We start from the raw sequence: 19824 nt of genomic DNA, 5'->3' as shown, positions 1-19824 counted from the left end.
ATCCCGCGCTTGGCCGGAGCGGCCGGCTACCCACCAGCGACCACACGTCCGTTAACGGGGGTGCCCCCGGGGCCCACCCCCGCCCCACCAAGCCCCCACGCCCCTCAACTCCCCTCCCGTTGCGCCGAGTTGGCGCCCCCTCCCTAGAATGGGATGGCATCTTGCCCGGTAGCCGCTTCGGCCAATCACCCGACGCGGCGCGATTCCCGGGCACAGCACGGGTAGACCACGCGTGGAAGGCTGTGCACCTCCATCGCGCGACCACCCCGAAGGGCGTCACCGTGACGACGAAGGACCGAAGCCTCGCGGCACTGGGCCTGGACGACGTGCCGGCCCAGGAGCCGCTGACCTACCCCGGGCGGCCGACCCCGGGCCCCTCCCTGCTCACCGGCGAGGAGCTGCTGCGGCTCGGCGTGCGCCGCCTCCGGCTCGGCGAGTGGTACGTCGAGGAGCAGCGCGGCGACCAGCGGCTCGACGAGGCGCTCACGGACCTCGGCCAGGTCGTCACGGGCCGCCGCCACCCGGTCATCGCCGTCGGCTCGAACGCCTCGCCCGGACAGGTCGCGCACAAGCTGACCCGGCTCGGCATCCCGGCCGCCGTGCCGATGGTCCCGGTCACCGTGCGGGGCATCGCGGTGGGCTGCTCGGGCCACATCAGCCCCGCCGGCTACGTCGCGGGCACCCCGTACGTGGACCGCGCCGCCGAGGCGTCCTTCGTGGTGACCTGGCTGGACTCGACGCAGCTGAAGGCGGTCGACGACACCGAGTTCCCCGACTACCGGCGGGCGATACTGCCGGGCGGCGAGTTCGCCATGACGATGCCGTCCGGGGAGCGGCTCGGCGGCGCGTACATCTACTTCAGCGCGCACGGCGTCCTGGCCGACCCCGCGACGGGCCGGCCCCGGCCGGGCGGCGGCGACCAGGCGGACCTCCTCGCCGCGCTCCTGAAGGACTCCGCCAAGCTGAGCGCGCTGCTCGGCCCGGACCCCGCGACCTGGGTGCATCGCGCGGGCGGCGACCCGGCCCTGCGCGCCCAGGGCACCCGCCTGTTCGGCGAGGAGGGCTGGGTGCTGCCGCAGACGGACTTCCTGCCGTACGTGGACGACTCGGCGGAGCTGCGCCTCTACGACGACCTGCCGCCCCTCGGAGGCTCCCTCTCCCCGTCCGTCTGACCAGTCGCGCCAAGGTCACCAAGGTGCACGCTGCACCGTCTTTTACTTCCTCTTGGCTGGAACCGTCAGCGCCCCGATATCCTCCTAACCCTTACGGGGGCGTGTGCCCCGACGTCCTGAACCATTCGATGGGTGCGGAGAATGATCGAGGCAGTCGGCCTGACGAAGCGCTACGGCGCCAAGACAGCCGTGTACAACCTTTCCTTCCAGGTGCGGCCCGGTACCGTCACCGGCTTCCTGGGCCCCAACGGCTCGGGCAAGTCCACGACGATGCGCATGATCCTCGGGCTCGACGCGCCCACCCAGGGCCAGGTGACGATCGGCGGCTACCCGTACCGCAAGCTGCCGAACGCGCCGCGGCAGGTCGGCGCCCTGCTCGACGCGAAGGCGGTGCACGGCGGCCGGCACGCCCGCAACCACCTCCTGTGCCTCGCGCAGCTCTCCGGCATCCCGGCCCGCCGGGTGGACGAGGTGCTCGGCGTGGTGGGCCTCCAGGAGGTGGCGAAGAAGCGCTCCAAGGGCTTCTCGCTCGGCATGGGCCAGCGGCTCGGCATCGCGGCCGCCCTCCTCGGCGACCCTCAGGTGCTGCTCTTCGACGAGCCGGTCAACGGCCTCGACCCCGAGGGCATCCTCTGGGTCCGCAACCTGATGAAGTCCCTCGCGGCGGAGGGGCGCACGGTCTTCGTCTCCTCCCACCTGATGAGTGAGATGGCGCTCACCGCCGAGCACCTGATCGTGATCGGCCGCGGCCAGCTGCTCGCCGACATGAGCGTCAAGGACTTCATCTCGCACAACTCCGCCGACTTCGCCCGGGTGCGCACCCCGGACAGCGAGCCGCAGGCGCGCGAGAAGCTGACGGCGGCGCTGACCGAGGCGGGCGGCCAGGTGCTGCCCGAGCAGGACGGCGCGCTGCGGATCACCGGCCTGCCGCTGCCCCGCATCAGCGACCTCGCGCACGGCGCGGACGTACGCCTGTGGGAGCTCTCCCCGCACCAGGCGTCGCTGGAGGAGGCGTACATGCGGATGACGCAGGGCGCCGTCGACTACCGCTCGACCATCGACCAGCGCACGGGCCTCCAGGAGCCGGTGCCGCAGGGCGCGCTGCCCGGCGGCATGCCCGGCGGGATGCCGCCGGGCCAGATGCCGGTGCCCGGCCAGGGCCAGCCCGGCTGGTACGCCCCGCCGCCGCCCCAGCAGGGCGGTCAGCCCTTCGCGATGCCGCAGACTCCCCCGGCCCAGCCCGCCGCTCCGGCGGCCCCGGCCGCCCCCGCCTCCCTGACCAAGCCCAACAACGAGGACCAGCGATGACCACGCCTCCGACTCCGCAGCAGCAGCCGCAGGCGCAGCCCCAGCAGGCCCCGCAGCCCCAGCAACCGCAGCAGGTGCAGCACCCGCAGCAGGCGTACGCGATGGCGCCGCAGGGCGCGCCCGCCCCGCACGGCGCCCCGGCCGTCCCGCTGGGCGGCGCCCCGATGGCCCCGCCGCCCGCCGCCCCCGCGCCGCCCTCGGCCTGGCAGCAGGCGATGAACAACGCCTACACCTCGCCGATCCCGGTCAAGAAGACCCACCTCGGCAACGCCCTGAGCTCCGAGTGGACGAAGATCAAGTCGGTCCGCTCCACGGTGTGGACGCTCGGCATCTTCCTGCTCCTGGTCATCGGCATCGGCCTGCTCGCGGTGGCGAACACGAACCCGCGCGACTACGCGGAGGTGCCGTTCACGATCCCGGCCTTCTTCGGCCTGATGCTCGGCCAGATCTGCCTGATCACGCTCGGCGTCCTGGTGACCTCGTCCGAGTACGGCACGGGCATGATCCGTACGACGTTCACGGCGTCCCCGCAGCGCCACCGCGTCCTCGCGGCGAAGATCCTGATCTTCTTCCTGGTCGCCTTCATCGTCTCCGCGGGCTCCATCCTGTTCGTCGGCCTGGTGGCCTCGGGCGTGAACAGCGGCCCGGAGGCGGGCGACGAGCCGTGGATGGGCACGGTCTTCAAGGGCGGCCTCTACGTCTCGCTGCTGGGTGTGCTCGCCCTCGCGGTCGGCTCCATGCTGCGGCACTCGGCGGGCGCCATCACGGCCATGCTCGGCGTGGTCCTCGTGCCCGCGATCCTGCCCGCGTTCCTGATGATCTGGGAGTCCACCCGCTCGCTGGCCGAGAAGATGATGGACTACAACGCCATCAACTCCCTCGCCAAGATCTTCGGCGCGGACGACGCCGGCTCGACCGGCACCTCCCAGCTGATGGTGCTCGTCGTGCTCACGGTCGCCGCCGTGGTCGGCGCCTTCGCCCTCCTGGAGAAGCGCGACGTGTGAGGCGGCTTCGGGGCTAGTACCTCGGCGCGTTACGGGACCGCTGCACCTTCGTGGTGCGGCGGTCCTTCGCGTTCCAGCACGCCTTGTGCCAGTGCCGGCGCTCGTCGACGCCCGAGTGCTCGGGCCAGGCCACCACGTGCGCGAGCCCCGAGGGGATCTCCTGGTCGCAGCCGGGGCAGCGGTAGCGCTTCCCGGCGGCGCTGGCGCCCGCCACATGGCGCACGCTCCACTGCTCGCCCTGCCAGCTCTCGGCTGACTGGAAGCCGCCGTACCGGCCCCCCTGCTCGGATCCGCCGCCCCCGCTCTGCCGGGACTCTGCGCCGCCCTTCGGGCGGTTTCTGCGCGGGGACACGGGACACCTCACTGCCATGGCCGGGGATCAGAGGGTGACCAGCCTACGCGCCGCGGACACGGGTAGACGTGGTTCACGAACCACCACAGAACGCCCCCCATTGCGCAGAAAATCCGCCAATCCGCTTGGTAAGCCGTGCCCTTGGCACGTGTCATGCGTTGTTGCCTTTGGGGGGAGCGCCCGCGTCGGCGCCAAGGAGGCAGGAGTGCGATGCGCTTAGGAACATTTGTACTGGCCGCTCAGTTCCCGGGCCAGGGAGCGGGGGAAGCACTGCACCGCGCGGTGCGCTCGGCAGAGGTCGCCGAGGAGTCGGGGCTCGACTCCGTCTGGCTCGCCGAGCACCACTTCGTGCCGTACGGCACCTGCCCCTCCGCCGTGACGCTGGCGGCACTGCTGCTCGGCCGCACCCGCCGGATCCGCGTCGGCACGGCCGTCACGGTCCTGCCCACCTCCCACCCCGTCGCACTCGGCGAGCAGGCCGCGCTGCTGCACCTCACCTCCGGCGGGCGCTTCACGCTCGGCGTGGGGCGCGGCGGCCCCTGGGTCGACCTGGAGGTCTTCGGCACCGGCCTGGAGGCGTACGAGCAGGGGTACCCGGAATCCCTCGACCTGCTGCTGCGCTGGCTGCGCGAGCCCCGCGTCGCGGGCACCGGGGACCGCTTCTCCTTCCGCGAGGTCGCCGTCGTGCCCCGCCCGCAGGAGGCCCTCACCGAGGCGGGGGCGTTCACGACCGGCCCGGACGGCGCGGGCCCGGACGCCGAGGGCCCCGAGGTGGTCCTCGCCTGCACCTCGCCCGCGAGCGTGCGGCGCGCCGCCGAGCGGGGCCTGCCCATGCTGCTCGGCATGCACGTGGGCGACGACGAGAAGGCGGAGATGGTCGCCCTGTGGCAGCGGCACGCACGGGCCGCGGGGCGCACGCCGGACGAGATCCGGGCCGCACCCCATGTGTCCGCCGGCGTCGCCCAGATCGCCGACCGCCGCCTGGACGCGGTGGAGTCGCTGCAGAAGGCGATGCCGGGCTGGCTGAAGCAGGGCCTCGACGCGCATGTCACCGTCGACGGCCGCGCCCGTGCGATGCGCGACCCGCACGCGTACACCGAACTGCTCTGCGGGCTGCACCCGGTGGGGACCCCCCAGGTGTGTGCCGACCGGATCGCGGCGACCTCGGAGCGGACGGGCATCACGCGCTTCGCGCTGCTCGTCGAGGGCTCGGGCGACCTCGCGGCGACGGAGGAGAACGTCCGCAGGCTGGGCGCCGACGTGCTGCCACAGCTGCGCTAGGGCCTGTCCGGCGGATCAGGCCGCATGATTCCGAGCTTGCCTCTTCGTCACCTGATGAGTGGGGTCTGGTGCGTGCAGCTGCAAGGCGGAGGAGGGCGACAACGCGGAGCGTTGGCAACCGACGACAACGCCGCAGATGGGCGTGCCAGACCCCACGCCCGCGGCAAGATCCGCCGGACAGGCCCTAGAGGAGAAGCAAGCGGTACGGAGAGCCGGGGTGCCTGGTCAGGGCCTCTCGGCGGGGAGCTGCCGCTCCGGTACTAGTACACCTCCCGCGTACGGAGCGGCAGCAACAGACGTCAGCAGTCCCGCAGTTCGGGCGACTGATTCAGCAGCTGGCCCCTGATCGACGTGAAGCGGGCCAGCCTGTCGTCCACGGACGCATCCAGGGGGAACACCGCCACACGGTGGCAGTTCTGGAAGGCGAGCCGCACACCGAAGTGCCGCTGAAGAGCGCCGCGAATCGCGTCACTCGCGAGCGCGCGCAGCAGCTGGCCGCGCGCCTGCTCGTTCGGCGGCGGTGTCTGGTTGTCGGCGAACTCGCCGCCGTCGACCTTCAGCTGGGCCACCAGGGAGCTGATCATCTCCCATGCGTAAGGCAGGGAGGTCCGGACGCAGTCGACGAAAGCTGCTTCGTCGACCTCGCCTCGCTCGGCCTGTTCCAACAGTGCCGGTGAGACGTCGAGCGACATGGGTTCTCCTCTCGCACCCCCGGGGAGCGGGGGTTGACGGACAGGGAAGAAGGCTGATTGCACACATACGCAGCGTGCACGCATGACGACCTCCTGCTTATACGGTAGGCAACCCGACGTGGCCGCACCAGGAGATTGGGAACATAACCGGCCAGGATCGAAGGGGCCGATCAAGGGAGAAATCGCGTGCACCACCCGGTGTCGAGTAGCGTTGCCCACCATGCGTCTCGTCATCGCCCGCTGCTCCGTGGACTACGCGGGCAGGCTCACAGCCCATCTCCCGTCGGCCCCCCGTCTGATCCTCGTGAAGGCGGACGGCAGTGTCTCGATTCACGCGGACGACAGGGCTTACAAACCTCTCAACTGGATGTCCCCGCCCTGCACATTGAAGGAGGGATCGGGGGACGACGACGGTGTGTGGACCGTCGTGAACAAGGCGGGCGAGAAGCTCATCATCACGATGGAGGAGATCCTGCACGACTCCTCGCATGAGCTGGGCGTCGATCCCGGTCTCATCAAGGACGGCGTGGAAGCACACCTTCAGGAGCTCCTCGCCGACCGGATCGAGACGCTCGGTGAGGGGTATTCACTGATCCGCCGCGAGTACATGACCGCGATCGGCCCGGTCGACATCCTGTGCCGCGACGCCGACGGCGGCACGGTCGCGGTGGAGATCAAGCGGCGCGGCGAGATCGACGGGGTCGAGCAACTCACCCGCTATCTGGAGCTGCTGAACCGCGACCCGCACCTCGCGCCGGTCAAGGGTGTCTTCGCCGCCCAGGAGATCAAGCCGCAGGCCCGCGTCCTGGCCACGGACCGCGGCATCGACTGCGCCGTCCTGGACTACGACGCGCTGCGCGGCATCGAGGACGACAAGTTGCGCCTGTTCTGAGGCAGTTGAGCACGAGGAAGGGGCCGGGTCCACCAGGACCCGGCCCCTTCTTCTCGTACGCGTTCTTCCCGTACGCCCTCTTCTCGTATGCCTTCTTCTCGTACGCGGTTCAGATCACCGACGAGGCCGACGTGCTCGGTGCGCTCGAACTCGCGGACGCGCTCGACGAGGCGGGCGCGCTGCTGGCCGGGCCGCTCGCCGAGGTGGAGGTGTCCGGCGAGGACGGGGCCTGGCTGGTCGGCGGGTTCGACGTCGGGGGCTTCGACGTGGGCGGCTGCGACGTCGGGGGCTTGCTCGTGGGCGGCTTGGACGTCGGGGGCTTCGAAGTCGGCGGCTTGGACGTCGGCGGCTTGCTCGTGGGCGGCTTCGAGGACGTCGGGGGCTTCGACGTCGTCGGGTCGTCCGACGGGGTGCCGGACGGTGTCTCCGAGGGTTCGCCGCTCGTGCCGGGCCGAGTCTCACCCGAGGTGCCCGGGGCGGGCACACCTGGGCCGCTCGTGCCGTCGTCCGTGGGCTCGTCGGCGGGGAGCTTGCCGCCGTCCTTGTCCTCGCTCGCGGACTGCTCCGTCTTGACCTTCTCGGGCGGCGAGTCGTTGTCCGACGTCGCGCCGAGGGTCACCACGGTGCCGAGGACCGCGGCGAGAAGGGCGCCCGCACCCGCGGCCACCAGGTTGCGGCGGGTGCCGCGCACGATGCTGCGGCGGGTCGGTGCGGCGCCGGAGCCCGCGGCCGGGGACGCCTGCCGGGTCACCAGGGTGTCCGGCTCCTCGGGGGGCTCGGGCAGCGCGAACGCCGCCGGTACGCCACCGGGGGGCGACGCCGACTCCTCGTAGCGGGCGTCGGGCACCTCCTCCCCCGACGTCGAGCCGCCCGTCGAGGCGTTCGCCGCGCCCTCGGCCGGCAGCGCGCCGCCCGAGCGGTCGGAGACCAGGGCGAGGGCCCTGCGGCCCGCGAACATGCCCCGCTTGTCGGCGAGGGCGCCGCGCAGCCCGATGGACGCCTCCAGCTCGGCGCGGGCCCGGTCCAGCTGGCCGCCGCAGAGCGCGAGGATGCCCAACTCATGGTGGAAGTACGCCTCTTCGGCGACCTCGCCCGCGCTCCGTGCCGCCTCCTGCCCGGCCCTGAGCGCCCGCTCCCAGGCGCCCCAGTTCAGCCCTCCGGCAAAGGCGGGCGCGACCGTACGGGCCAGCAGGACGGCCGCGCTGGGCTCACTGCCCGAGCCGCCTGAGCCGCCCGAGCCGCTTGCGCCACCGGCACCGGCACCGGCACCGGCACCACCAGAACCTCCGGCACCACCCGCGACCAGAGCCCCCAGCGCGGCAAGCACCGCGTCCGACTCCCCGGCCACCCGCTCCGGGCCGACCGAGGGATGCCCGGCCCACCACGCGTAGTGCTGGGCCGCGGTCTGCGCACGCTCCGCCGCGTCGTCCGCGTACCCGGCGGCCGCCAACTGCACCTGCACGCCCGCCGCGAGCCGGTAGTGCGCGCCGACCGGCGTGACCAGGGCGGTGGAGACCAGCTCGGACAGGGCGGCGTCCGCGTGCGTGTCGCCGACGAGCGCGGGCAGGTGCGCGGGGTGCGGCAGCCGGCCGCCGAGCCCCATCGCGAACCGCAGCGTGGCGCGGGCCGAGGGGCTCAGCCGCGAGGCGAGCAGGGCCGCGGGCGCGGCACCGTCGGCGAGCGAGGGCAGCGGCACATCGTGAGAACCGTGGCCGCCGTCCGAGTCGAAGGGCGCGTCGAAAGGCGCGTCGACACGCGCATCGAAGGGCGCGTCGACCGGAGCGGCGCCGGGCCCCTCGTCATCGCCGTACGCGTCAAAGGCGTTGGGGTCGGCGCGCAGCTGGTCGCGCTGGGCGAGCAGCGCCCCGGCCTGCACGAAGCGCAGCGGCAGCCCCTCGGACTCGAACCACAGGTCGCCCGCCCAGTTCGCCTCCTCGTCGGTGAGGACCCGCCCCACGACGCGCTCCAGGAGCTCCAGGCCGCCGCTGCGGTCGAGCCCGCCGAGGAAGACCTCTTCGAGGTGGGAGTCCGGCGACGGCGCCGCGACGTCGGGCGTCGCGGCGACCAGGAAGGCGCACTCGGGCGTCGCGTCGAGCAGCTCCTCCAGGGCGGCCCCGCCGAACTCCAGGTCGTCCAGGACGACGACGGCGCCGATGTCGTGGACGAGTTCGAGCAGCAGGGTGCGGTCGGGGCGGTGCAGCGGCGCGTTGTAGACGGAGGTGAAGAGGTCGTACAGCAGGTCGGCCGCGCTGCGGTGGTGGCCGTTGAGGCGGATGATGCCGTCGGGCGCGAGGTCCGCGCAGTCCTCGGCGACGGCGTTGAGCAGCGAGGTGCGCCCGGATCCCGCGGGTCCGGTGAGCCGCACGGAGCGGCCGCGGGCGAGCAGCCGGACGAGCCGCTCGCGCTCCTCCTGCCGCTGCAGCAGCGGCATGCGGGGCAGCGCGGGCCCGGGCGGCAGCGGCGGCGCCGCGGCCCGGCGCAGCTCGGCGCGCTCGGCGGCGCCGTACTTCATGGGCCGCTCGGGCCGCTCCCCCGGAGGGCAGGGCTCTATCTCGCTGCCGTCGACGGGGTTCACGGTGAGCAGGAAGTCGCCCGTGACGAGCTGCACGGTGCGGGCGAGCGCCGGCGCGGGCTGGCCGAAGTCGGGTGTCAACGGCGTATCGCGCCTCCCGCGGCGCGCCGAGCCGTCGTCAGTCATGCCGTTGTCCATGGTCAAAGCCCCCCAGATGCGTGGTGTGCCCGGCCCCCTCCGGCCTTGTGCACACTGCGCTGTCGCTTCTGGTCCGGTGCCCCCGTGTGGGTTCGTCTCATATCGGTGGGCGACCGAACCCTAGACCTTTGCTCAGTATCTACGGGAGGGCGGGGTACCGCCCTGCCCGAGACGTCACAGTCTCGTGAGGATTGTGGGTGCTCAGGCTCTGGGGAGCGATTCGACCCCGATGCCGCCCTCGATCGCGAGGATGCGGTGCAGTCGGGTGGCCACCAGGAGGCGCTGCATCTGGGGCGGCACATGGCGCAGTACGAGCCGCCGCCCGCACCGCCCGGCACGCCGGTGCGCGCCCATGATGACGCCGAGTCCCGTGGCGTCCCACGAGTCGAGTTCGGACAGGTCGAGCACCAGGTCGCCGGCTCCGTCGTCGACGGCCGAGTGCAGGACCGTACGGGCGTCCGCCGCGCTGCGTACGTCGAGGCGTCCCCCGACGACCAGCTGGGCCTGGTCGCCCCTGATGTGCATATGTGCTCCCCGAGATACGAGAGGTATCCATGTGATCTGGGTATGTCACTGCAACTGACTGGCTCAAGGGGCCAGAAGTTGCCGTCTGTAAGCGAACCGATACCGAATTCACTCCGTGAGGTGACCCGCGGGGCGTGACGTCCGGTGTCAGTGCTTGTAGAACCCCTGCCCGCTCTTGCGCCCGATGTCACCGGCGTCAACCATCCGGCGCATCAGCTCCGGCGGCGCGAACTTCTCGTCCTGCGACTCCGTGTAGATGTTCTCGGTGGCGTGCAGCAGGATGTCGACGCCGGTCAGGTCGGCGGTGGCGAGCGGGCCCATGGCGTGCCCGAAGCCGAGCTTGCAGGCGATGTCGATGTCCTCGGCGGTGGCGACGCCCGACTCGTACAGCTTGGCGGCCTCGACGACGAGCGCCGAGATCAGACGGGTCGTCACGAACCCGGCGACGTCGCGGTTGACGACGATGCAGGTCTTGCCGACCGACTCCGCGAACTCCCTTGTGGTGGCGAGGGTTTCGTCACTCGTCTTGTAGCCGCGGACCAGCTCGCACAGCTGCATCATCGGGACCGGCGAGAAGAAGTGCGCGCCGACGACCCGCTCCGGACGCTCCGTCACGGCCGCGATCTTGGTGATCGGGATGGCGGAGGTGTTGGAGGCGAGCACGGCGTCCTCGCGCACCAGCTTGTCGAGGGTGCGGAAGATCTCGTGCTTGACCTCAAGCTTCTCGAAGACCGCCTCGACGACGACGTCCGCGTCGGCCGCCGCGTCCAGGTCCGTGGTCGTGGTGATGCGCGCGAGCGCCGCCTCGGCGTCCTCGGCCGCCAGCTTGCCCTTGCCGACGAACTTCTCGTACGACGCCTTGATCCCGTCGGTGCCACGGGTCAGGGCCTCATCGGTGACGTCACGTAGGACGACGTCCCAGCCCGCCTGGGCGGATACCTGGGCGATGCCGGACCCCATGAGTCCGGCTCCGATGACGGCGAGCTTCCGTGCCACTGTGCGACTCCCCTGACCGACTTACCGACGGTTTACATTGCTCTTTGCCGGACCTTAGCGGCCGTCACCGCCGTGTGGGGCGCTTCGAGATGCGCGTCACGTCTCATCTGACGGACATCACACTCGAGATGAGCCCGCGCGGGTCCCGGGGGAACTCATCGGGCCGCGCGCACCGCGTAGTTGAGGACCTTCTCGCTCAGCAGGTCCTCCATCTCGTCGAGCAGGGCGAGGGCGTCGCGGGACACCTTGGTGGCCTTGCGCCCCTTCATCATCTCCGCGCCGATGTAGCGCACGAGGGCGCTCTCGACCCAGGCGAGCTGGCCGCCGATGAGCAGGGGCAGGGGGTCGCCCTCGTCCGCCTCGGTCTCCTCGCGCAGCGTCGCCACGATGGAGTCGAGCACCTGCTGCTGGAGGAGGAAGAGGCGGGCCTTGAGGGTGGGCGCTCCGTTGATCACGTGCATGAAGCGGTCGTAGCCGTCGACCAGTCCGACCCGGGGCGACACGGCCTGGATGTCGTGGCGCAGCTCGCGCACCACGGCGGCGGCCGCCGACTCCCCCGGCTCGCGGCCGCGCACCGTGCGCGAGAGGCGGCCCTGGACGCCGTCCATCCGGTCGAGGAAGAGGTCCTCCTTGGCCGGGAAGTAGTTGTAGACGGTGTTGACGGAGACGTCCGCGGCGGCGGCGATCTCCGCGATCGTCACGGCGTCGAAGCCGCGCTCCAGGAACAGCCCCGTCGCCACGTCGGAGATGTGCTGCCTGGTCCGGCGCTTCTTCCGCTCCCGCAGGCCCTCGGCCCGCGGCTCCTCGGCGGCCTTGGCGCCGCGTGCCTCTGCCATGCCCTCATCGTAGGCGTCGCCGGGTTCACTGAAAACTTGGAGGCATCCCAAAAGTTGGTGGCATTGCAAAATTTAAGACGCTCTGTTTTTCTTGAGCCATGGCAATCATCAGCACCGCCGGACTCGCCCACACGTTCCGGACCAGGCAAGGCACCGTCGACGCCGTGCGCGGCATCGACCTGCGCGTACAGCCGGGCGAGATCCTCGGCTTCCTCGGCCCGAACGGCGCGGGCAAGACCACCACCCTGCGGATGCTCACCACACTCCTGCCGCCCACCGGCGGCGCCGCCACGGTCGCGGGCCACGACCTGATCCGCGACCCCCAGGGCGTGCGCCGCAGGATCGGGTACGTCGCCCAGTCCGGCGGCGTCGACCTCAGCGTCTCCGTACGCGAGGAGCTGGTCACCCAGGGCCGCCTCTACCGCCTGCCCAAGGACCAAGCGGCCGTGCGGGCCGAGGAGTTGGCGCGCGACCTGGACCTCACCGAGCTGCTCGACCGCACGTGCGCGGCGCTCTCCGGGGGCCAGCGGCGCCGCCTCGACCTCGCCATGGGGCTCACCCACCGCCCGGAGATCCTCTTCCTCGACGAGCCGACCACGGGGCTCGACCCGGGCAGCCGCGCCGACCTGTGGCAGCTGGTGCGCGGCCTGCGCGACGCGCACGGCACCACGGTCGTCCTCACCACGCACTACCTGGACGAGGCCGACGCGCTCGCGGACCGGATCGTCGTGGTGGACAAGGGAGTTGTCGCCGCCGAGGGCACGCCGAGTGCGCTCAAGCTGCGGTACGGCGGCTCGGTCGACGCCCCGCTCCAGGACACGTTCCTCGCGATCACCGGCCGTGGTGCGGCGCCGGTGGACCAGACCCCGGTGGCGGTGTGACCGTGATGAAGACCTTCCTCGCCGACGTCGCGCTCGTCTTCGGGCGCTATGCCCGCCAGACGCTGCGCTCCAAGTTCCAGATCCTCTTCGGCGTCCTGATGCCGCTGCTCTATCTGCTCTTCTTCGGGCCGCTCCTGACCGACCTGCCGCTCGGCGCGCGGGGCGACTCCTGGCAGGTCCTGGTGCCGGGGCTGCTGCTGCAACTCGCCCTGTTCGGAGCCTCGTTCAGCGGCTTCGCGATCATCATCGAGAAGCAGTTCGGGGTGGTCGAGCGGCTGCGGGTGACTCCGGTCAGCCGGCTCGCGCTGCTGCTCGGGCGGGTGCTGCGGGACGCGGCGCTGTTCGTGTTCCAGTCGGTGCTGCTCGTCGGCGTGGCCGTGGCGATGGGGCTGCGGGCGCCGGTCGGCGGCATCCTCATCGGGTTCGCCTTCGTGGCCTTCCTGTCGGCGGCGCTCGCCGCGCTCTCGTACGCGCTGGCCCTGAAGGTCGACAAGGCGCACGAGTTCGGTCCGGTCATCAACGCGCTGACCATGCCCTCGATGCTGCTCTCCGGCCTCATGCTGCCGATCGCGCTCGGCCCCGCCTGGCTGGACGTCCTGTCGCACTTCACGCCGTTCCGCTACCTGGTGGACGCGGTGCGGGCCGCCTACGTCGGCGACTACGCGAGCACGGCGATGCTCTACGGCGTCCTGATGACCCTCGCGTTCGCCGCGCTGTCCGTGACGGTGGGCACACGCGTCTACCGGAAGGCCGGAGCCTAACTACGCTGGCCGCATGGTCAATCTGACGCGCATCTACACCCGGACCGGCGACCAGGGCACGACCGCCCTCGGGGACATGAGCCGCACCGCCAAGACGGATCTGCGGATCTCCGCCTACGCCGACGCCAACGAGGCCAACGCCGTCATCGGCACCGCCGTCGCGCTCGGCGGCCTTCCCGAGGAGGTCGTCACCGTCCTCGTACGGGTCCAGAACGACCTCTTCGACGTCGGCGCCGACCTGTCGACCCCCGTCGTGGCGGAACCCGAGTACCCGCCGCTGCGCGTCGAGCAGTTCTACGTCGACAAGCTGGAGGCGGACTGCGACCGGTTCAACGAGGAGCTGGAGAAGCTGCGCAGCTTCATCCTGCCCGGCGGCACCCCCGGCGCCGCCCTGCTGCACCAGGCGTGCACGGTGGTGCGGCGGGCGGAGCGCTCCACCTGGGCGGCGCTCGAAGTCCACGGCGAGACGATGAACCCGCTCACCGCCACCTACCTCAACCGCCTCTCCGACCTCCTGTTCATCCTGGCCAGGACGGCCAACAAGGAGGTCGGGGACGTGCTGTGGGTGCCGGGCGGCGAGCGGTAGCCCCCGTCCGGCGCCCTCAGGGCTCGGGGCCTCAGAGCTTGCTGAGGAACTTCGGGCGCTCGCTCCCGCCCGTGGCGGGCGCCTTCTTCGGGAAGACCGTGTAGCTCAGCGCGATGATCACGTTGATGGCGATCAGGAACAGCATGCGCTGCTGCCACTGCTGCAGGGAGTCGGTCGCCCCGTCCGGACCGACGTACCAGATGGCGCCCTGGAGCAGCCCCATCGCGATCAGCGCGGCGAGCACCCAGCGGGCGGCGATCTTCCACTCGTTGACCGCGTGGGCGGCGCCGTAGAGCTTGACCGGCGGCGGGCCGCCCGCGAAGCGGTGGGCGACGCGGACGTCCACCCACTTGACCGTGTAGTGGCCGAGCGCGATCGAGTAGCCGATGTAGACGGCGGCCAGGCCGTGCTTCCAGTCCGGCTCGGCGCCGTTCTTCAGGTCGATCGCGGTGACGACGAAGAGCACGACCTCAAGGAGTGGCTCGCACAGCAGCACGGCCACGCTCGCGCGGGGCTTCTTCGCCCAGTAGCGCAGGGCCAGGCCGGCGGCCAGCAGCACCCAGAAGCCGACCTCGCAGACGATGATGAGTGTGACGATCACGGCTCGCTCCTCTCGGTCACCTCTCCAGGCTCCCGCCGGTCCGGGCCCTGATCGTCGTCGGCAGTGACGAAGTGCGGCTGCATCCTTCGATGTACTCGGGGTTCGCCCCGCATGCGGAGGTCGGGGCCGCGTCCACCGTGTTGGATGGAGGTCATGGCCGCCCTGCCCCTGCCCCTGCCCCGCCCGCATCGCGACGACGTGCGCATCGCCGCCGTCGGGCTGCTCGGCGGGCTCGCGCTGTGGGGGCTCGGCCTGACCACGCAGCAGTCGCGGCCGGTCGGCGGGGCCTGGCTGCTTGTGCCGCTCGTCCTGATGGCGGGCCTGGAGCTGCTGCGCAGGACGGCCCCGCAGCCCGCCCTGATCGCCGCCACCCTGCTGCTGATCGCGGACCAGTTCACGGCCGGGAACCTGATCACCGTCCTGATGTTCACGGACATCATGTACGCGGCCGTGGTCTACGGCACCCCGGCCGCCGCCCGCCGCATCCCCGTCACCACGGCCCTCATCACCATCGGCATGACCCTCGGCTTCCTGGCCTGGTGGCACACGGCGGACGCGCTGCTCATCGGCGTCGCCACGGGCCTCGTCGCCTTCACGCCCGCCGCCACCGGCGTCCTCGTGCGCAACCACCGCGAGGCCGCGGACGCCGCCCGGCTGCGCGCCGAACAGACCGCGCTGCTGGCCGAGATGGACCGCACCCAGGCCGTCGCCGCCGAGCGCGCCCGGATGGCCCGCGAGCTGCACGACATGGTCGCCAACCACCTCTCCGCCATCGCCATCCACTCCACGGCCGCGCTCTCCCTCGACGACCCCAGGACCACGAGGGAGGCCCTCACCGTCATCCGCGAGAACAGCGTCGACGGCCTCGCCGAGATGCGCCGCCTCATCGGCATCCTCCGCGACACCGCCGACGACAACGGCGAGCCGGCCGCCGCCCCCACCCTCGACGGCCTCCCCGCCCTCGTCGCGGGCGCCCGCACCAACGGCCTCGACGTGCGCCTCGACGACGCCCGCCCCGAGGACGGCCAGAAGCTCCCGGCCCCGGTCGAGCTCGCCGCCTACCGCATCGTCCAGGAGTCCCTCACCAACGCCCTCAAGCACGCGTCCCCCGGCACCGTCTCCGTGTCCGTCACCCAGCGCGCGGACGCCCTGTGCATCCGCGTCACCAGCCCCTACGGCGAGCGGTCCGAAGGGCCCCGCGCACCCGGCTCGGGGGCGGGACTGGTCGGCATGCGGGAGCGCACGGCGCTGCTCGGCGGCAGCTTCGAGGCCGGGCCCGAGCCCGCCCCGGACGTCCCGGGCGGCAAGATCTGGGACGTACGGGCACAGCTGCCCGTCGTCCCCGCAGACGAAGGAGCAGAGTTTTGATCCGTGTGCTGGTCGCCGAGGACCAGTCCGCCGTACGCGCGGGCCTGGTCCTGATCCTGCGCAGCGCGCCCGACATCGAGGTGGCGGGAGAGACCGCGGACGGCGAGGAGGCGGTGGCCCTCGCCCGCGAACTGCGGCCCGACGTCGTCCTCATGGACGTCCAGATGCCGCGCCTCGACGGGGTCTCCGCGACCCGCCAGATCGTCGCCGAACAGCTCGCGGACGTGCTCGTCCTGACCACCTTCGACCTCGACGAGTACGTCTTCGGGGCGCTGCGCGCGGGCGCCGCCGGCTTCCTCCTCAAGAACACCGAGGCGCGGGCCCTGCTGGAGGCGGTGCGCACGGTGGCGGGCGGCGAGGGCCTGATCGCACCGGCCGTCACCCGCCGCCTGATCGCCGAGTTCGCCTCCCCGAAGCCCGTACGGAGCGAGAACGCACCCGACCGCTCGGTCCTCGACGCCCTCACCCGGCGCGAGCGCGAGGTCCTGTCCTGTCTCGGCGAGGGGCTGTCCAACGCGGAGATCGCGGGACGCCTGGCCATGGCGGAGGCCACGGTGAAGACCCATGTCAGCCGACTCCTCGCCAAGCTGGAGCTGCGCAGCCGGGTCCAAGCGGCGGTCCTGGCACAGGAGTTGGGGGTGTGACGGCCGGGCCGGACCGCCACGATTTCCCTGGTCCAGACCTCTTGACGCCTGGTCCAGACCTTTCTAATCTCACGCTCACTGCGGTGAGCGGCTCCTGACGGAGCGTGCTCACGGGCGGCGCAGGGTTGGGTTCCACCGTTCCACCCCCCATCACGTCCGTACCTCTCCCGAGGAGGCGCAGAATGCGCTTCATCCACATTCGCTCCAGACGCGGAGCCGTGCACCGACACCGAACCGTCGCGGGGCTCACCACCCTGCTCCTCCCCCTCGCCACCCTGGTCGCCCTGGGCGGCCCGGCGAAGGCGGCACCCGACGCCGCCGCCCAGGTCACCGCCGCGTACACGAAGACGCAGGACTGGGGCAGCGGCTTCGAAGGCAAGTGGACCGTCAAGAACACCGGCACCACCTCGATCAGCGCCTGGGCCGTCGAGTGGGACTTCCCCTCCGGCACCAAGGTCACCTCCGCCTGGGACGCCACCGTCACCAACTCCGGCGACCACTGGACCGCGAAGAACGTCGGCTGGAACGGGACGCTCGCCCCCGGCGCCTCGGTCTCCTTCGGCTTCAACGGCACCGGCTCCGGCGCCCCCGCCAACTGCACGGTCAACGGCGGCAGTTGCGACGGCGGCCAGGTCCCCGGCGACAACCCGCCGAGCGCCCCCGGCACCCCCACCGCCTCCGGCATCACCGACACCTCGGTGCAGCTGGACTGGAAGGCGGCCACCGACGACAAGGGCATCAAGAACTACGACGTGCTGCGCGACGGCGCCAAGGTCACGACGGTGACCGGCACTTCGTACAAGGACACCGGCCTGACCGCGGGCACGGACTACTCCTACACCGTCCAGGCCCGCGACACCGCAGGCCAGACCGGCCCCGCCTCGGACGCCGTGAAGGTGCACACGACGGGCGGTGGCACCGACCCGGGCCCCGGCCCCGGTGACACGGTCAAGCTGGGCTACTTCACCGAGTGGGGCGTCTACGGCCGCAACTACCACGTGAAGAACATCGACACCTCGGCCTCCGCGGGCAAGATCACGCACATCAACTACGCCTTCGGCAACGTCACCGGCGGCAAGTGCGCCATCGGCGACGCCTACGCCGACTACGACAAGGCGTACACCGCCGACCAGTCCGTGGACGGCAAGGCCGACACCTGGGACCAGCCGCTGCGCGGCAACTTCAACCAGCTCCGCAAGCTGAAGGCCAAGTACCCGAACCTGAAGGTCATCTGGTCCTTCGGCGGCTGGACCTGGTCGGGCGGCTTCACGGAGGCCGCGAAGAACCCGGCCGCGTTCGCCGAGTCCTGCTACAACCTGGTCGAGGACCCGCGCTGGGCGGACGTGTTCGACGGCATCGACATCGACTGGGAGTACCCCAACGCCTGCGGCCTGTCCTGCGACACGAGCGGCCCGGCGGCCTTCAAGACCCTGATGTCGGCCCTGCGCACCAAGTTCGGCTCGAAGAACCTCGTGACGGCGGCCATCACCGCCGACGCCTCCTCCGGCGGCAAGATCGACGCCACGGACTACGCGGGCGCGGCGGCCTCCGCCGACTGGTACAACGTGATGACGTACGACTTCTTCGGCGCCTGGGACGCGAAGGGCCCGACGGCCCCGCACTCCCCCCTCACCTCCTACTCGGGCATCCCCAAGGACGGCTTCAACTCCGCCGCGGCGATCGCCAAGCTGAAGGCCAAGGGAGTCCCGGCGAAGAAGCTCCTGCTCGGCATCGGCTTCTACGGCAGAGGCTGGACGGGCGTCACCCAGAAGGAGCCCGGCGGCACGGCGACCGGCCCCGCCTCCGGCACCTACGAGCAGGGCATCGAGGACTACAAGGTCCTGAAGAACTCCTGCCCGTCCAACGGCACGGTGGCCGGCACGGCGTACGCCCACTGCGGCTCCAACTGGTGGTCGTACGACACTCCCGCGACGATCCGCTCGAAGATGGCCTGGGCCAAGGGCCAGGGCCTCGGCGGCGCCTTCTTCTGGGAGTTCAGCGGCGACACGGCGGGTGGTGAACTGGTGAGCGCGATCAACGACGGCCTGAAGTAGCGGCCGGCCGGCCCCACTTGACCGAAGCCGGGTGAACGGGAACGCCCCTCGTTCGCCCGGCTTCTTCCATGCCCACGAGCTCTTCCGCGAGCTTTCCCGCGGAGGCGGGCTACGCCACGTTCACCCGCTGGCCGGGAGGCGCCGCCTCCAGCCACGCCAGGAACCCCGTCAGCGCGTCCTCGCTCATGGCCAGCTCGAGCCGGACCCCCCGGTGCGAGCACCCCAGCACGACGGCGTCGGACAGCAGCGCCAGCTCCTCCTCGCCGTCCGGCGCCCGCCGGTCCACCACCTCGATCGCAGAACGCTCCAAGACCCGCTTGGGCCTCGGAGCGTAGGAGAAGACACGGAACCACTCGACCCGGTCACCGTTGTACCGGGCCACCCCATACCCCCAGCCTTTGCCGGAGGTGTCCCCCTTCTCGGGGGCGTCCCATCGCAGGCTGCAGTCGAAGGTGCCGCCGGACCGCTGGATGAGCCGCCGCCGCAGACCGAAGACAAACAGTCCGACCAGCACCAGCGCGACCAGCGCAAGTCCGCACACAAGCGATACGAGGATCATCTCCCGCCGTCCTCCTCGCCTCTCACGTCGGTCAACGGGGCGTGACCGACAACGGACCAACACTTTGCACCCGAGCTGTGCCCGAATTGCACCTGCATCGCCTCAGCCGCGACCGGTTCCGGAGAAGCTCCGGAACCAGCCGCGGCTGAGTCACATCAAGCCGACGCGCCGTGGGTCAGCGCGTCGCCACCGCCCGCAGTCGGACGTCCGCGCGGCGCTCGGCGGACGCGTCCGCGTCCGACTTCGCGCGCTCGAGCGCCCGCTCCGCACGCTGGACGTCGATCTCGTCCGACAGCTCGGCGATCTCGGCCAGCAGCGACAGCTTGTTGTCCGCGAAGGAGACGAATCCGCCGTGGACAGCGGCGACGACAGTGCCGCCGTCGCTCGTACGAATGGTCACCGGGCCCGACTCCAGCACACCGAGCAGCGGCTGGTGACCGGGCATGACGCCGATGTCGCCGGACGTGGTGCGCGCGACGACCAGGGTGGCCTCGCCGGACCAGACACTGCGGTCCGCGGCGACCAGCTCGACATGCAGCTCAGCAGCCAAGGGTGGCTCCTCGGGTCACCACCCGGCGGTTCAGCCGGGTGTTGGGTCAAAT

Annotated in this window: 20 protein-coding genes; 11 read left to right on the top strand and 9 right to left on the bottom strand. The window is 71.5% G+C overall.

Going from position 1 to position 19824, the window contains the following annotated elements; all coding sequences use genetic code 11:
* The first annotated feature begins 281 nt into the window (after positions 1-281).
* The 3 genes from ACFWYM_RS42645 to ACFWYM_RS42635 all read left to right on the top strand — a co-directional run bounded on the left by ACFWYM_RS42645 (position 282) and on the right by ACFWYM_RS42635 (position 3484).
* Entirely contained in the window at positions 282-1172 is an 891-nt protein-coding gene (locus ACFWYM_RS42645; RefSeq protein ID WP_384850445.1) for a hypothetical protein, read from the top strand.
* Between the two features lie 141 nt (positions 1173-1313).
* A complete protein-coding gene (locus ACFWYM_RS42640) occupies positions 1314-2480 on the top strand; it encodes an ATP-binding cassette domain-containing protein (protein WP_384850442.1) in 1167 nt (388 codons plus the stop codon).
* Positions 2481-2644: 164 nt separating this feature from the next.
* Positions 2645-3484, top strand: coding sequence for an ABC transporter permease (locus tag ACFWYM_RS42635; protein WP_384850454.1), 840 nt, complete (start codon positions 2645-2647; stop codon positions 3482-3484).
* Between the two features lie 13 nt (positions 3485-3497).
* On the opposite strand, the gene ACFWYM_RS42630 is transcribed toward ACFWYM_RS42635, so the two are convergent.
* Positions 3498-3836 (bottom strand): ATP/GTP-binding protein, encoded by a 339-nt coding sequence (locus tag ACFWYM_RS42630; RefSeq protein ID WP_384850439.1) that lies wholly within the window; start codon positions 3834-3836, stop codon positions 3498-3500.
* A gap of 210 nt (positions 3837-4046) precedes the next feature.
* Here ACFWYM_RS42630 and ACFWYM_RS42625 point away from each other — a divergent pair, with 210 nt between their 5' ends.
* Positions 4047-5117, top strand: a complete 1071-nt coding sequence (locus tag ACFWYM_RS42625; protein WP_384850436.1) for an LLM class flavin-dependent oxidoreductase — start codon at positions 4047-4049, stop codon at positions 5115-5117.
* A gap of 299 nt (positions 5118-5416) precedes the next feature.
* On the opposite strand, the gene ACFWYM_RS42620 is transcribed toward ACFWYM_RS42625, so the two are convergent.
* Positions 5417-5809, bottom strand: a complete 393-nt coding sequence (locus ACFWYM_RS42620; RefSeq protein ID WP_384850433.1) for an SCO5389 family protein — start codon at positions 5807-5809, stop codon at positions 5417-5419.
* A gap of 220 nt (positions 5810-6029) precedes the next feature.
* Here ACFWYM_RS42620 and nucS point away from each other — a divergent pair, with 220 nt between their 5' ends.
* The gene (gene nucS, locus ACFWYM_RS42615; RefSeq protein ID WP_384850430.1) at positions 6030-6701 is read left to right on the top strand and encodes an endonuclease NucS; all 672 of its coding nucleotides are present in this window, start codon (positions 6030-6032) and stop codon (positions 6699-6701) included.
* A gap of 109 nt (positions 6702-6810) precedes the next feature.
* Here nucS and ACFWYM_RS42610 read toward each other — a convergent pair whose 3' ends face one another.
* From ACFWYM_RS42610 to ACFWYM_RS42595, 4 genes are all read right to left on the bottom strand, one after another.
* Complete coding sequence (locus ACFWYM_RS42610; protein ID WP_384850427.1) at positions 6811-9399, bottom strand: ATP-binding protein; 2589 nt, start codon at positions 9397-9399, stop codon at positions 6811-6813.
* A 213-nt stretch (positions 9400-9612) separates the two neighbouring features.
* A complete protein-coding gene (locus ACFWYM_RS42605; RefSeq protein ID WP_030792181.1) occupies positions 9613-9936 on the bottom strand; it encodes an STAS domain-containing protein in 324 nt (107 codons plus the stop codon).
* Positions 9937-10083: 147 nt separating this feature from the next.
* A complete protein-coding gene (locus ACFWYM_RS42600; RefSeq protein WP_384850424.1) occupies positions 10084-10932 on the bottom strand; it encodes a 3-hydroxyacyl-CoA dehydrogenase family protein in 849 nt (282 codons plus the stop codon).
* 155 nt (positions 10933-11087) lie between these two features.
* Entirely contained in the window at positions 11088-11768 is a 681-nt protein-coding gene (locus ACFWYM_RS42595) for a TetR/AcrR family transcriptional regulator (RefSeq protein ID WP_384850421.1), read from the bottom strand.
* Between the two features lie 98 nt (positions 11769-11866).
* Between ACFWYM_RS42595 and ACFWYM_RS42590 the strand changes: the two genes are divergently transcribed.
* The 3 genes from ACFWYM_RS42590 to ACFWYM_RS42580 are packed head-to-tail and all read left to right on the top strand — an operon-like array spanning position 11867 to position 13996.
* Positions 11867-12649 carry an ABC transporter ATP-binding protein gene (locus tag ACFWYM_RS42590; RefSeq protein WP_384850418.1) on the top strand — a complete coding sequence of 261 codons (783 nt, stop codon included), beginning with the start codon at positions 11867-11869 and terminating at the stop codon, positions 12647-12649.
* Positions 12650-12654: 5 nt separating this feature from the next.
* Positions 12655-13410: an ABC transporter permease gene (locus ACFWYM_RS42585; RefSeq protein WP_384850451.1), complete on the top strand. Its 756-nt coding sequence runs from the start codon at positions 12655-12657 to the stop codon at positions 13408-13410.
* A gap of 13 nt (positions 13411-13423) precedes the next feature.
* Positions 13424-13996 (top strand): cob(I)yrinic acid a,c-diamide adenosyltransferase, encoded by a 573-nt coding sequence (locus ACFWYM_RS42580; protein WP_384850416.1) that lies wholly within the window; start codon positions 13424-13426, stop codon positions 13994-13996.
* Positions 13997-14027: 31 nt separating this feature from the next.
* Here the strand turns inward: ACFWYM_RS42580 and ACFWYM_RS42575 are convergent, their stop codons facing one another.
* Positions 14028-14597, bottom strand: a complete 570-nt coding sequence (locus ACFWYM_RS42575) for a hypothetical protein (RefSeq protein WP_384850413.1) — start codon at positions 14595-14597, stop codon at positions 14028-14030.
* 153 nt (positions 14598-14750) lie between these two features.
* On the opposite strand from ACFWYM_RS42575, the gene ACFWYM_RS42570 reads away from it, so the two are divergent.
* The 3 genes from ACFWYM_RS42570 to ACFWYM_RS42560 all read left to right on the top strand — a co-directional run bounded on the left by ACFWYM_RS42570 (position 14751) and on the right by ACFWYM_RS42560 (position 18663).
* Complete coding sequence (locus ACFWYM_RS42570; RefSeq protein WP_384850410.1) at positions 14751-15965, top strand: sensor histidine kinase; 1215 nt, start codon at positions 14751-14753, stop codon at positions 15963-15965.
* On the top strand, positions 15962-16609 hold the full coding sequence (locus ACFWYM_RS42565) for a response regulator (RefSeq protein ID WP_384850407.1): 648 nt from the start codon (positions 15962-15964) through the stop codon (positions 16607-16609). Before ACFWYM_RS42570 ends, ACFWYM_RS42565 begins: the two co-directional genes overlap by 4 nt.
* A 182-nt stretch (positions 16610-16791) precedes the next feature.
* Positions 16792-18663, top strand: coding sequence for a glycosyl hydrolase family 18 protein (locus ACFWYM_RS42560; protein WP_384850404.1), 1872 nt, complete (start codon positions 16792-16794; stop codon positions 18661-18663).
* Between the two features lie 109 nt (positions 18664-18772).
* Here ACFWYM_RS42560 and ACFWYM_RS42555 read toward each other — a convergent pair whose 3' ends face one another.
* Both ACFWYM_RS42555 and ACFWYM_RS42550 read right to left on the bottom strand, forming a co-directional pair.
* Positions 18773-19222, bottom strand: a complete 450-nt coding sequence (locus ACFWYM_RS42555; protein WP_384850401.1) for a DUF2550 domain-containing protein — start codon at positions 19220-19222, stop codon at positions 18773-18775.
* Between the two features lie 175 nt (positions 19223-19397).
* On the bottom strand, positions 19398-19772 hold the full coding sequence (locus ACFWYM_RS42550; protein ID WP_384850398.1) for a F0F1 ATP synthase subunit epsilon: 375 nt from the start codon (positions 19770-19772) through the stop codon (positions 19398-19400).
* Positions 19773-19824 lie beyond the last annotated feature (52 nt).

The organism is Streptomyces sp. NPDC059009 (assembly GCF_042740175.1).
Classification (GTDB): domain Bacteria; phylum Actinomycetota; class Actinomycetes; order Streptomycetales; family Streptomycetaceae; genus Streptomyces.
The sequence above is the reverse complement of the archived record's forward strand: the minus strand, read 5'-3'. Positions and strand labels throughout refer to the sequence as shown.